Origin of the sequence: Maribacter sp. Asnod2-G09 (assembly GCF_045063795.1) — a bacterium.
Taxonomy (GTDB): Bacteria; Bacteroidota; Bacteroidia; order Flavobacteriales; family Flavobacteriaceae; genus Maribacter.
The window spans coordinates 1,272,763-1,285,654 of record NZ_JBEFOA010000005.1; the positions used below are offsets into that span (position 1 = coordinate 1,272,763).

Genomic DNA, 12,892 nt, shown 5'->3' on the forward strand with positions numbered 1-12,892 from the left:
ATGACGAAAACAGCATTTATTACAGGAGCTACCAGTGGTATAGGAAAATCAACAGCGATTCTTTTTGCCCTTAACGGAATTAATTTGGTGTTATGCGGTCGACGTCAAGATCGGCTAGATGCCCTTAAAGAAGAATTGGGTAAAGAAGTTCAGGTACACACTTTAAATTTTGATATCCGTAATAAAGCATCTGTTCAAGAAGCAGTTGATTCGCTACCAAAAGAATTTTCTCAAATAGATATTTTGATTAATAATGCAGGTAACGCCCATGGTATGGATACCATTCAAGATGGTAATGTAGATGATTGGGATGCTATGTTAGATATTAATGTGAAGGGACTTCTATATGTTTCAAAAGCGATAATCCCCCAAATGGTAGCTCGAAAATCTGGTCATATTATCAATATTGGTTCTACAGCAGGTAAAGAAGTATACCCAAAAGGTAATGTGTATTGCGCAAGCAAGCATGCTGTAGATGCTATAAACCAAGGAATGCGAATAGATCTAAACGGTACAGGTGTTCGTGTTGGCGCGGTAAACCCAGGGTTGGTAGAAACCGAGTTTAGTAATGTTCGTTTTAAGGGCGATGAAGATAGAGCTGAGAATGTATATAAAGGATTTCAACCTTTAAAACCGGAAGATATCGCAGATATCATTCATTTCGTAATTACTAGACCGTATCATGTAAATATTGCCGATTTAATAGTAATGCCAACAGCACAAGCTTCTTCAACAATTGTAGATAAAAATTGATGCTATGAAAAGATTTTAGAATAAGATCTTTAAGGCCAAAAGCCAAAAATTATAACTTATGATTAATAAACGCCTTTTGGTAAAAAACTTACTCGCTCATAACGACGAGAATAGTTTTTACGATAAAAAGCGATTTATTTCAATAGGAGAAAAAGAAGGTAAGGGTAAGTTTTTAAAACATGTTTGTGCATTGGCAAATAGCAATCCGGCAAATAATTCTTTTATAGTTGTTGGGGTTGAAGATGAGGATAATAAAATAGTAGGGGTAGATTTTTTTGATGACAGTAAGATTCAAAATTTGGTCAATGCCTATTTAGATAATCCCCCGTTGATATCTTACGAGAATATTCCATTTCCGCATTTGCCAGAAGGTAAAGTGGTGGGCTTGGTGACTATAAAATCTATTGGTGAAATTTGTTCACTCAGAAAAAACATCTGGAAATATTATGGAGGTTCTGTATTTTTTAGAGAGGGTAGTATAAGTCTACCAAAAGTTTTTGATATTGAATTAAAAGATAGCAACTCAGAAGCTGTCGCAACAATTGAGCAACATGCGAAAAACAATATAGAGCTTACTTTAGATGGTGTTATAGATTTTTTAAATCATCGACATAAAGATCTCGAAAGTGATTACAAGGTTTTTAAAGAACAATTTGTGGTGTGTTGGGCAGGCAATAAAAAAGTAGTCAATGGAGAAACATATTTCTATAGGGTCGACATTGAATTAATAAACGAGCAGGTAAAATTATTCTACTCTAATTTAGATGAGGTTACCATTACGTATAACAATGATTCATTTACTACCATTGAGTATGTACAGCTTGGGTTAGCAGCTAAGCAAAAGTATTACCCTTTAGAAAAGGTGGTCATAAATTTCAGTGAAAACGGCACCTATCAAATTACGAGCGATTTACTTTTTGATCCCCCAATACATGATAATGAGGAACTAGAAAGAATTTATAAGAGTAATAATGCTTTGGTGGCAAAGGCAAAAAAGAATACCGAATTGAGTATTGCCGAAGTGAAGCAATTGAAATATTTAGCAGATTCTTACTTGATATGTTTTCTTAACGGATTCGAAGAAGCTAAAGAGCGAATGGAAAAAGCGAGGCAAGTTTTAAAGCCCAAATATCCTGGAATAAATGCTTCACTCAAAGAAGCGCTTCGTGTAATTAGAAAAGTTAAATATTCTTAATCCAAAGTTGCTGGTAAGGTTTTAGTGGTAACTCGTTATGAATAAGTTCAAAAGTCTTGTCTGTAAGTAGATCAATAGAATTTTTACCCGTATGAATTCCGATCGAAAGTAACCAAGCTACATTTAAGGTTTCGGTAATTTCATTAAAGTTCGATAGTACCCAAACGCTATTACCTTCATGAGACCGCTCATAAACGAATACATGTTCGTTAGGGCAGCTGTGAATTTTTAAATCGTTAGCATCTGCAAATACGGTATGTTCTTTACGTAAACGAATCATGTTTTTTAATCCGTTGAAAATGATAGTTGCAGGACTATCTTTTTCTGTTTTCAATTTAGCAACAACCTCCCAATTTTGCATAGGTCTATTTACCCATCTATTGTCATTTACATGGTCTTCATTTTGCTCGTATGAATAGTCGTTTAATGTACCAATTTCATCACCGGCATAAATCATAGGTATACCGCCAAAGGTCAAAATAATACCATGCATCATTAAGATTTTAGAGATAGCATAGTCGATAATATTTTTGTTGTTCTGCGCTAAGGCAGTTTCTAGACCTAGTAATGATGCGGCGCTTCCGGTAATTCTACCATCACCATTTTTAGGGTTGTACATGAACATTAGCCCTTTTGCTGGTGACCATTCTAATTTACCACAGTAATAATTTAATATAAACTGTTTATGAGCCGTTGGGTCAAAGCCCATGGCGCGAACAAAATCATCGTCATAACCAAGTCCGATATCATCGTGGCATCGAATGTAATTGATCCAAGTAGCGTCATTGGGTTTATTCGGAATTTCGGTAACACTCTTGACCATTAAATTGGCTTTTTTAGTGGCAATCGAATTCCATAATAAAGCCATTAAAGAGGCATTATATGCCACTTCGCACTCGTTACCTTCAGTAGTGTCTTCGCCAAAATATTTTATAATATTTCTAGGAGCCACAATAGCTTCTGCCAACAGAATAACACCTGGTGCAATTACCTGTAGGCACATTCTAAATAGTGAAATTAAAGTATGTGCTTCTGGTAAGTTTTGTGATGATGTCCCTAATTTTTTCCAGAGAAAAGCAAGCGCATCAAAACGGATAACATCTACCCCCAAATTGGCAAGAGACATTAGGTTGCCAAGCATTTCTATAAATACCTCCGGATTCCTATAATTTAAATCCCATTGATAATTATTAAAACAGGTCATAACCCATTTTTCCATTTCTGGATTGTAGGTAAAATTGCCCGGTGCCGATTGTGGAAATATTTCAGGTAAGGACTTTTCAAACTCGTCAGGGATATGGCGGTCAGAATAAGTGTAATAGTAATTTTGATAGTGTTGGTTACCCACTTTGGCTTTATTTGCCCATACAAACTCATCTGAGGTATGGTTGACAACAAAATCAAGCATTAAAAACATATTATTGTCACGTGCCTTTTTGCTGAAAGCTAAAAAGTCTTTTTTTGTACCGTATTTAGGGTCAATTTCATGGTAGCTGTTCACTGCATAACCACCATCATTTTCGCCAGCAGGTCTTGTGGTTATAGGCATTAAGTGAAGAAAATTAATACCTAAATCTTCAAAGTAAGGAATCTTTTCTTCGAGTCCGTTAATGTCATTGTTGAACCGGTCAACATACAATTGCATACCAACCATTTGCTCGCTTTGGTACCAATTTCCAGAATTTAAACGTGCAATATCTTGTTTTTGTAGTTCTGTAGGTCGGTCTTTAAAAAGCGTTTCTAATTTATCTAAAAGGGTGTAGAAAAATGCTTTATGCTCTTTCTCTTTATATAATGAAAAAAACTGCGTCTTAATAAGGGAAAGATTAGTAGCTAATCTTTGTTCATATAAAGACGTTAAGGGTATTCCACCTTTTTTCTTTTGACTTTTTAAGGCCAACAACCGGTGTAATTCAGCTTGGTTCATTTTAAGAGTCTAATTGTTGTAATGTAGGTAGCGATTGTATAGCTCCAAAATTTTCCGTCGTAATGGCCCCGGCTTTATTTGCTCTTGAAACCATGTTAGAAAGTAAATATTCGTTTAACAAAACATCTTCTATTTTAGAGTGTTCCGTAAGTTGTTGTAAAAGGCAACCAATAAAAGCATCGCCGGCACCGGTAGTGTCTTTTGGTGTTACTTTTATGCTTGGTATGGTTTTATAGAAATCTTTTGTACTAAGTAAAGTTCCTTCGCTACCTAAGGTTACAACTATTACTTGGGTGCCCATTTCATGAAAAAACTGGCAAGCATCTTCAAGCTTGTCTTTTCCTGAAAGTAGTTGTGCTTCCTCTAGGCTAAATTTACATAAATGGGATTTCTCTATAAAAGCATGGCACTTACGTATAAAAACATCCTCTTTGTTTTTCCAAAGATCTACTCTGTAGTTAGGGTCAAAACTAATGAACGCATTTTTGGTTAGTCCGTCAAATAGATATCTGTTATAGGTCTCTTCAAGAGCACCGCCCAAAAGAGCGGTAGCTGCGCCAAAGTGAATAATATTATTTTCAAAATTAGATTTTAAGGAAGAGTCGTAAGTAAGCTCTTTGTCTGCACCACGGCTAAAAACGAAATCGCGTTCACCATCGGTATCAATTGAAACAAAGGCTAAAGTGGTAAACGTATCGCATCTTTGGGCAAAGGAAATATCAACTTTTTCATCTTCAAGAATACGTAGTAAAAAAGTACCAAATGGGTCATCGCCAACAGCACCAATAAAAAAGCTATCGCCGCCAAGCTTGCTAATTGCACAGGCTACATTGGCTGGTGCACCACCTGCTTTTTTAGAAAATTCTTTTGCTTTCGATAAATCTTTGCCTTGGTTTTCGGCAACAAAATCAATGAGTAATTCTCCAATACAGAATACCTTTTTCATACGTTTAAAAAGAAAATTAGGAAGTCTAAGTTAATTAGAAATAACACCTATTTCCTAAAAATTATGAAGTAAATATTAAATTACGGTGGTTTACAGATTATTTTATGAATTTAATTCCTTTCGTATTTTGGGTCTGTTGCTGAATTGCATATATTGAATTACACATTTTAAAACACATACTGACCATGAGCATATTTGATGAAATTAAGAAAAAACTGAGCCACGAGTTTATTGATATTGTAGAATGGCTAGATAATACTGATGACACTATAGTTTATCGTTTTGAACGTTACCAAAATGAAATTAAGAACAATGCACAATTAATCGTCAGGGAAGGGCAGACCGCAGTTTTTATTAACGAAGGTCAATTGGCAGATGTTTTTAAACCGGGCACATATACTTTAAATACGCAGAACCTACCTATTTTAACGACTTTAAAAGGTTGGAAGTATGGATTTGATAGTCCGTTCAAAGCTGAGGTGTATTTTGTAAATACGCGTTTGTTTACAGATGAAAAATGGGGTACTAAAAATCCGTTCATGTTAAGTGATGATAGATTTGGTTTGGTAGAAATACGTGCTTTTGGTACCTATAGTTTTAGAGTTAATGATCCAGGAAAGTTTGTTGTAGATGTAGTGGGTACCGATGGTAATTTTACAAGCTATGAGGTAAATGAACATTTAAAAAGTTTAATAGTAACCCGTTTTACAGATACGGTAGGTGAAGCTAATTTACCAATTGAGTTGTATGCGGCGAACACAAGCGAACTATCTGAAACTTGCCAAGAAGTAATGCAGCCAGAATTTAATAGGGTAGGTATAGAGCTAGAGAAATTCTACATCGAAAATGTATCGATGCCTGAAGAACTTAAAAAGGAAATATTTGAATACAGCCGATTGGATAAATTGGACATGGGCAAGTTGGCGCAGTTCAAAGCGGCCAAGGCAATGGAGTTAGCGGCCAAAAATGAAGGCGGAACAGCTGGTGCCGGTATGGGCATGGGTATGGGTTTTGTATTGGCTCAACAAATGGGAGGCTTAATGGGGCAACCTGCAGCGCAACCACTAGGTGGGCAAACAGCACAACAGCCACAAGCTCCGCCACCAATGCCGGCACAAGTAACCTATTTCTATGCGGTAAGCGGTCAGCAATTAGGTCCTGTTGGTTTTGATAAGCTCAAAGAATTATTTGCAAGTAGAACAATTAATAGAGATTCGTTGATCTGGAAACAAGGTATGCCCAATTGGACTGCATTAAAAGAGGTAGAGGAATTAAAATCTTTCTTGGGTGGTAATACACCGCCACCATTACCAACAGCATAATTTTAAGCAATACCTTTTTTAAGATAAGGAATACTTTCTATGGATGATATTCAACAATCGGAATATAAAAAAGCATGTGCCAATTGTGGTGCCGAGTTAAAGTTTAAGCCAGGCTCGCATCAATTGACGTGTGAGTACTGTGGGTATGAAGAATTTATTGAGGCATCTAAAACTAGTTTTGAAGAATTAGAGCTGGAACACTACTTAAAAATCGTAGGGGAAAATGCCTATACCGAAACTATAGAGCTGTTGCATTGTAAAAATTGCGGTGCCAACCAGCATGTAGAAGAAAACTATAAATCGCTCAACTGTGTGTATTGTAGTGAACCTTTAATACGTGAAGATGTTGAGAAAGAAGGTTGGATATTACCTGGCGCTCTAGTTCCATTTCAATTAGATGCCAATAAAGCACAGGCAATATTTAAAGCTTGGGTAGATAAAATTTGGTTTGCACCGGATAATCTTAAAAAAGCAGCGCTTGATCCAGAAGGGTTACATGGATTATATGTTCCGTATTGGACGTTTGATGCCAATCTCTTTGCATCATACCAAGGGCAACGAGGAGATTATTATTACGAAACACAGACTTATAATAGTAATAAGGCAAGAAGAACAAGACGTGTTAGAAAAACCAAGTGGACGTATGCATCCGGCAGAGTAGATGGTTTTGTAGATGATATTTTAATAAGCGCATCAGAAAAGAAACGAAAAGAGATTCCGGCGAAAGTCGCCTTTTGGAATTTGAAAGATTTAGTGGCTTTTAATTCAAAATATCTATCTGGTTTTGTTACGGAAAAATATACGGTTTCATTAAAAGAAGGGCATCACAAATCGTTTCAAGAAGCCAAGAATATTGCTTATAATTGGATCAGGCGTGATATTGGTGGTGATACCCAAAGGGTAGCAAACGCCGATATAAAACTTTCAGATGAAAAGTTTAAACATATCTTACTTCCCATTTATCTAAGTTCATATAGATATGATGGTAAAGAGTTTAATTTTTATATAAATGGGCAAACAGGGGTGCTAAGTGGAAATAGACCATATTCATTTTGGAAAATTTTCTTTTTAGTGATTTTTATCCTTGTCATAATAGCCATAATTGCGATTTTTGCTAAATGAGTACAAAAAGAACACTGGTTGTAGGTGACATTCATTCAGGATTACAAGCTTTAAAGCAAGTACTTGAAAAAGCAGCTATAACTGAAGATGATACTATAATTTTCTTAGGAGATTATATTGACGGATGGAGCGAGGCTGTTGAAACCATAAACTATCTTTTAGAATTAAAAGAAACCTATAATTGTATATACCTACGTGGTAATCATGATGAGCTTTGTTATGATTGGCTAACCGGTAAGGCTGACAACCCAACATGGTTTTTACATGGTGGTGAAGCAACATCAATTTCGTACGGTAAAGCTTCTGAAGAAACGAAAGATAGGCACATCAAGTTTTATGAAAGCTTAGAGAACTATTATCTAGATTCAGAAAACAGATTGTTTTTACATGCGGGTTTTACGAACCTAAAAGGTATAGAGCATGAATATTTTAAAAAAACGTTCTATTGGGATCGCACCCTTTGGGAATTGGCTCTTTCTTTAAATACAGATTTAGATAAAGATCATATTCATTATCCGAAGCGATTAAAAAACTATGCTGAAATTTATATAGGGCATACACCCGTTACTCGTATTGGTAAAACTACGCCACAGAAAGCAGCTAATGTTTGGAATATTGATACAGGTGCAGCCTTTAAAGGACCATTAACTGTATTTAATGTAGATACAAAAGAATATTGGCAAAGTGATCCTGTGTACACCTTTTATCCCAATGAAACGGGCAGAAACTAAGAAAACCGTTAACTTTACTAAAAAATAGATTGTTTTATTAACGATCTTTGAAAAAAAATATACTATGTCTACTAAAAATATAAGATTAGAAGTGATGCAGGCTTTAGAGCCTAAGGTAGAAAGTTTCATGGATTCTTTCCTTATAAAACCAGAGGATATATGGCAGCCGACTGATTTTTTACCAGATTCTCAAAAAGATACATTCTTGCAAGAGGTAAAAGAAATTCGTGAAGAGTCTAAAGATTTAGGATATGATTTTTGGGTAACCATGGTAGCAGATACCATTACCGAAGAGGCATTGCCAACTTATGAATCGTGGTTAATGGATGTTGTTGGTGTTGATCAGCACGGTGACCATAAAACGAACGGTTGGGCAAAATGGGTTCGCGCTTGGACGGCTGAAGAAAATAGACATGGCGATGTGTTGAATAAATATCTTTATTTATCTGGAAGGGTAAATATGAAAGAAATCGAAATCACTACCCAACATTTAATTTCAGATGGTTTTGATATCGGTACAGATCGTGATCCATATAAAAACTTTGTATATACTTCTTTTCAAGAATTAGCTACCAACATTTCGCATAAGCGAGTTGGGCAAATGGCGAAGAAAAAAGGAAATGCCTTATTAGGTAAAATGTGTACTATTATTGCTGGTGATGAAATGAGACACCATTTAGCATATAGAGAATTTGTTAAGACTATTATGGGCGAAGACCCATCGGGTATGATGATTGCCTTTGCAGATATGATGAAGAAGAAAATTGTAATGCCAGCACACTTTTTACGTGAGTCTGGTGGAACAATTGGTTCGGCATTTGAGAATTTCTCTAACTGTGCGCAACGCTTAGGTGTGTATACTGCACAAGATTATGTAGACATTCTAAGTAAGCTTAATGCGTATTGGGAACTAGAAACTGTTCGTTCTTTGAATGAGGAAGCTGAAAAGGCACGTGACTATTTAATTAAGTTACCTTCAAGGTTAGAAAGAATTGCAGAGCGTATGAAATTTCCACAAGATCAATATCACTTTAAGTGGGTCGAAGCGAACGGAGCATTATAAAATAAAAAATCCCGATCATAACTGATCGGGATTTTTTTTGCTTTGAACGGTAGATTATAGTTTACCGTGTTTGTGTTCATCTTGCCACTTTACAAGTTCTGCCCACTTACCTTCGTAACACATTTTAGCTTGTAACGGCCAAGAAGCTGGATCGTGAATCTTATATCTTGTTCCACCAGTATCCAATATTTTTTGACATGCTTCTAAACTAGCCTCAGAAAGTTCTTTCCAAGTTTTAATGCCATGGTCTTTAAACATTCCTTCAATTTTTGGACCAATACCTTCAACAAGTTTTAAGTCATCTTGCTTTATGGTTTTTCCAAAAGCAGCTTTTGCAGCAGAGCCATCAAAAGCTAAAGCGCTACTTGTAGCGGCACCGGCAGCAAAAGAGGCAGCAGATGCACCTAAATTAGTGCTTGGTGCTTTAGGGGCAACCGGAGCAGGCGTTACTACTTTGCTTGCAGCAATTACTCTTTGGTTACACGCATCTAAATCAGCTTTTAATTTGCTGTTACTTGCTTTTAGATTGTTTAAATCTGATAATTCGCCTTTAAGCTTTGTATTACTAGCGGTAAGACTATTGATTTCAGCAGAGTTGTCAATTACCTTGGCAGAGCGGCTACCTAGTAGATAACCTAAAATACCGCAGATAAGACCTACTAATATTGGAATTATCCAGCACCAAATGTTCATATTTTCAAAATTCATGATTTTACTTATTTATAGGATTAGTGTATGTTTTATTTTAATGTAATAACTGTTCGTCTATTTTTTACTCTGCCTTCTTCAGTGGCATTAGTAGCAATTGGTTGCGTTTGTCCTTTAGACGTAGCAATTATTTTATCTGCAGCTATTCCGTTTTGCATTAAGTAATTTTTTGCGAATTCTGCTCTGTCTTGACCTAGTCTCATATTTGTACTTGCTTGCCCAGTGGCATCTGTATGACCAACAACGCTTGCGGTAGCATCAGAAACTTTATCTAAGTATCTAGAAATATCGGCAACTTTTTGTCGTTGCGCGGCATCTAAGTGAATTGATGCTTCTGCAGTATTGAAATAAAGAATTAGCGGATCAGCATTTATTTTTTCATATAAAGCCTTTAAGTCATCATCTGCGGTAGCAGATTTTTCTTCAAGACCAAATGAAGCAGCTCCCCAATAGGTGCCATCCTTAGGGATCATTTCATCCATAAGTTTACCTTGGGTATTAATTTGAGCAGTAGAAAATCCTTTAGAAGCTAAATCATTTTTAATTGAGTTTGCTCTTGCAAGTCCTAAATTTGGGAACGCAGTATTGTTCTCTTCTTCGCTTGTGTAATATCCTGTTACGTTTATAACATTACTTCCATTGGACTCTAAATGGCTTTGTAGACCAGAAACTCCTTGGGTCAATTCAGCACTTAAAGGCATTAAAATGTCGTGAGACGAAATGTTAAAGTTATAATTGTCATTGGTGTTGTAGGCAAATCCGTTTCCATCAATTGCGAAGGGATACGATGTTGCCGAGGGCTCTTTTACGATTACCTTTTCTGCAGCGGGCTCCGTTGTTGTAACTGCTGCACCGCATTCGCTGCAACAAGTTATAAAGAAGTAAGTACCGACTACAATGGTAATCAACATCAATAATAAATACTTGATTGTTCTTGTCATTGTACGTAATGTTTAGTGTTTAGCGCACAATTTATTAAAAAAATCTTAAAAATGTTAAAAGATTCGCACCTAATTACCTTACAATCAACATAATCTTAATATTAGATATGTTAAAATACATACCAACTACACAATAAACGGGTGAATCGATAAAAAAACTGTATGGTGCAACAACTATTATGTGCATTTTTACGTAAGTATTGAAACGGTATATATCTCCCCACAAAGTTTGGGCATTGCATATATAATTTCAAGTTTTGAGTTAGTTGGTTAAAAAATCCTGTCCTCTTGTAGTCGATAGGATTTTTTTATGTCTAAAATTGATGGTATTAATAACCCAACTATACAATATTTGTGTAAAGCTGTACAGAATTAGTTGAAACGAGTAAAACAATTTACTAGTTTAATACAGAGGTATTTACACTATAAAATGAAGAAAAAAATAAAAGGTATTATAAATTTCCTTTGCATGTTTATTGTTCTAGGGTTGCAAACTTTGCTTCATGGTAGTTGGTCAAATGAACCAACCAATTGAAAAGCAGCCTAGTTATTAAACATACAAAGGAATTTATGTTTTGGTTATAGATCAAACTTTATGCCCTGTGCTAACGGAAGCTCAGTAGTATAATTAATAGTATTGGTTTGTCTTCTCATGTACACTTTCCAAGCATCAGAACCACTTTCGCGACCACCGCCAGTTTCTTTTTCGCCACCAAAAGCACCACCAATTTCAGCACCAGAAGTACCGATGTTTACATTAGCAATACCACAATCACTACCCCAAGCTGAAAGAAAACGTTCAGCCTCACGAAGATTGTTTGTCATAATAGCAGATGAGAGTCCCTGTACCACACCATTTTGAATAGCAATGGCATTTTCAACATCACCGGAATATTTTAATAAGTAAAGAACAGGTGCAAATGTTTCATGTTGAACAATTTCGAAATCGTTTTTAGCCTCTGCGATTGCAGGCTTAACGTAGCAACCACTTTCGTAACCTTCACCTTCTAACACGCCTCCTTCAACAATTAGTTTACCACCTTCTTTAACCACTTTTTCAAGAGCCATTTTATATTGGGCAACCGCATCAGTATCAATTAATGGACCTACGTGATTATTTTCATCTAAAGGGTTACCAATTCTTAATTGTTGATATGCAGCTACAACAGCTTCTTTTACTTTATCATACATAGATTCGTGTATGATCAATCTTCTAGTAGAAGTACAACGTTGACCGGCAGTACCAACAGCACCGAATACGGCACCGATTACCGTCATTTTTAAGTCAGCATCTGGTGTCACTATAATCGCATTGTTACCACCAAGTTCAAGTAAAGATTTACCAAGTCTGGCAGCAACCGCTTGAGCAACTATTTTTCCCATTCTAATAGATCCCGTAGCAGATACTAACGGTACTCTATTATCTTGTGTCATTAATTCGCCAATCTTATAATCGCCGTTAATTAAACAAGAAATACCTTCAGGTAGGTTGTTCGCTTTTAATACTGCAGCAGCTATATTTTGACAAGCTATACCACATAGCGGAGTTTTTTCTGATGGTTTCCAAACACAAACATCACCACAGATCCAGGCAAGAGCCGTATTCCAAGCCCAAACGGCTACAGGAAAGTTAAAGGCAGATATGATACCGACCACACCTAATGAATGATATTGCTCGTACATTCTATGCCCAGGTCTTTCTGAGTGCATAGTTAAACCGTGTAATTGACGAGAAAGACCAACTGCGAAATCGCAGATATCTATCATTTCTTGTACCTCGCCTAAACCTTCTTGGTAGCTTTTTCCCATTTCATAAGAAACAAGTTTACCCAACGGTTCTTTAAGCTCTCTTAATTTGTCGCCGAATTGTCTAACGATTTCACCACGTAGCGGTGCAGGTTTTGTTCTCCACTCTTTAAAAGTTGTCGTAGCAGTAGACATTACTTTTTCGTAATCTGCTTTTGTCGTTGTTTTGACTTTTGCAATTAATGAACCATCTACTGGTGAGTAAGATGAAATAATATCGCCTGATGAAAAATTGTTAGATCCAGTTGAAGTACCCTCGTTAACATCTTTAATTCCTAATGCTTTTAGAGCATCGTTTATTCCGAAGTCTGCTGCTATTTTTGACATTTTATAACTTTTTGCGTGATTAATGTTAGATATATTACAAAAATACAAAGA

The 12,892-nt window shown here is 36.1% G+C and carries 11 protein-coding genes; 6 read left to right on the plus strand and 5 right to left on the minus strand.

Features of this window, described 5'->3' with window-relative positions:
• Positions 1–753: an SDR family NAD(P)-dependent oxidoreductase gene (locus ACJJVT_RS17495; RefSeq protein WP_405400418.1), complete on the plus strand. Its 753-nt coding sequence runs from the start codon at positions 1–3 to the stop codon at positions 751–753.
• A 58-nt stretch (positions 754–811) separates the two neighbouring features.
• On the plus strand, positions 812–1,948 hold the full coding sequence (locus ACJJVT_RS17500; protein WP_405400419.1) for an ATP-binding protein: 1,137 nt from the start codon (positions 812–814) through the stop codon (positions 1,946–1,948).
• On the opposite strand, the gene ACJJVT_RS17505 is transcribed toward ACJJVT_RS17500, so the two are convergent.
• Entirely contained in the window at positions 1,935–3,875 is a 1,941-nt protein-coding gene (locus ACJJVT_RS17505; RefSeq protein ID WP_405400421.1) for an amylosucrase, read from the minus strand. The genes ACJJVT_RS17500 and ACJJVT_RS17505 overlap by 14 nt on opposite strands.
• A 1-nt stretch (position 3,876) precedes the next feature.
• Positions 3,877–4,821: a carbohydrate kinase gene (locus ACJJVT_RS17510; RefSeq protein WP_405400423.1), complete on the minus strand. Its 945-nt coding sequence runs from the start codon at positions 4,819–4,821 to the stop codon at positions 3,877–3,879.
• Between the two features lie 185 nt (positions 4,822–5,006).
• Here ACJJVT_RS17510 and ACJJVT_RS17515 point away from each other — a divergent pair, with 185 nt between their 5' ends.
• The 4 genes from ACJJVT_RS17515 (at position 5,007) to ACJJVT_RS17530 (ending at position 9,059) form a co-directional block, all read left to right on the plus strand.
• Positions 5,007–6,143, plus strand: coding sequence for an SPFH domain-containing protein (locus tag ACJJVT_RS17515; protein WP_396632980.1), 1,137 nt, complete (start codon positions 5,007–5,009; stop codon positions 6,141–6,143).
• Between the two features lie 39 nt (positions 6,144–6,182).
• Positions 6,183–7,265, plus strand: a complete 1,083-nt coding sequence (locus ACJJVT_RS17520; protein ID WP_405400425.1) for a DNA helicase PriA — start codon at positions 6,183–6,185, stop codon at positions 7,263–7,265.
• Positions 7,262–7,996 (plus strand): metallophosphoesterase family protein, encoded by a 735-nt coding sequence (locus ACJJVT_RS17525; RefSeq protein WP_405400426.1) that lies wholly within the window; start codon positions 7,262–7,264, stop codon positions 7,994–7,996. Before ACJJVT_RS17520 ends, ACJJVT_RS17525 begins: the two co-directional genes overlap by 4 nt.
• Positions 7,997–8,060: 64 nt before the next feature.
• Complete coding sequence (locus ACJJVT_RS17530; protein WP_299321340.1) at positions 8,061–9,059, plus strand: acyl-ACP desaturase; 999 nt, start codon at positions 8,061–8,063, stop codon at positions 9,057–9,059.
• A 54-nt stretch (positions 9,060–9,113) separates the two neighbouring features.
• On the opposite strand, the gene ACJJVT_RS17535 is transcribed toward ACJJVT_RS17530, so the two are convergent.
• The 3 genes from ACJJVT_RS17535 to ACJJVT_RS17545 form a co-directional block, all read right to left on the minus strand.
• Positions 9,114–9,767 carry a hypothetical protein gene (locus tag ACJJVT_RS17535; RefSeq protein ID WP_405400427.1) on the minus strand — a complete coding sequence of 218 codons (654 nt, stop codon included), beginning with the start codon at positions 9,765–9,767 and terminating at the stop codon, positions 9,114–9,116.
• 32 nt (positions 9,768–9,799) lie between these two features.
• Complete coding sequence (locus tag ACJJVT_RS17540) at positions 9,800–10,708, minus strand: OmpA family protein (RefSeq protein WP_405400428.1); 909 nt, start codon at positions 10,706–10,708, stop codon at positions 9,800–9,802.
• A gap of 579 nt (positions 10,709–11,287) precedes the next feature.
• Positions 11,288–12,841, minus strand: a complete 1,554-nt coding sequence (locus ACJJVT_RS17545) for an aldehyde dehydrogenase family protein (RefSeq protein WP_405400430.1) — start codon at positions 12,839–12,841, stop codon at positions 11,288–11,290.
• Positions 12,842–12,892 lie beyond the last annotated feature (51 nt).

What these genes read in the sequence shown, in the direction of transcription:
- ACJJVT_RS17500 (WP_405400419.1), top strand. Translation starts at nt 812, where the DNA reads ATGATTAATAAACGCCTTTTGGTAAAAAACTTACTCGCTCATAACGAC.
- ACJJVT_RS17520 (WP_405400425.1), top strand. Translation starts at nt 6,183, where the DNA reads ATGGATGATATTCAACAATCGGAATATAAAAAAGCATGTGCCAATTGT.
- ACJJVT_RS17530 (WP_299321340.1), top strand. Translation starts at nt 8,061, where the DNA reads ATGTCTACTAAAAATATAAGATTAGAAGTGATGCAGGCTTTAGAGCCT.
- ACJJVT_RS17540 (WP_405400428.1), bottom strand. Translation starts at nt 10,708, where the DNA reads ATGACAAGAACAATCAAGTATTTATTATTGATGTTGATTACCATTGTA.
- ACJJVT_RS17495 (WP_405400418.1), top strand. Translation starts at nt 1, where the DNA reads ATGACGAAAACAGCATTTATTACAGGAGCTACCAGTGGTATAGGAAAA.
- ACJJVT_RS17510 (WP_405400423.1), bottom strand. Translation starts at nt 4,821, where the DNA reads ATGAAAAAGGTATTCTGTATTGGAGAATTACTCATTGATTTTGTTGCC.
- ACJJVT_RS17515 (WP_396632980.1), top strand. Translation starts at nt 5,007, where the DNA reads ATGAGCATATTTGATGAAATTAAGAAAAAACTGAGCCACGAGTTTATT.
- ACJJVT_RS17545 (WP_405400430.1), bottom strand. Translation starts at nt 12,841, where the DNA reads ATGTCAAAAATAGCAGCAGACTTCGGAATAAACGATGCTCTAAAAGCA.
- ACJJVT_RS17505 (WP_405400421.1), bottom strand. Translation starts at nt 3,875, where the DNA reads ATGAACCAAGCTGAATTACACCGGTTGTTGGCCTTAAAAAGTCAAAAG.
- ACJJVT_RS17535 (WP_405400427.1), bottom strand. Translation starts at nt 9,767, where the DNA reads ATGAATTTTGAAAATATGAACATTTGGTGCTGGATAATTCCAATATTA.
- ACJJVT_RS17525 (WP_405400426.1), top strand. Translation starts at nt 7,262, where the DNA reads ATGAGTACAAAAAGAACACTGGTTGTAGGTGACATTCATTCAGGATTA.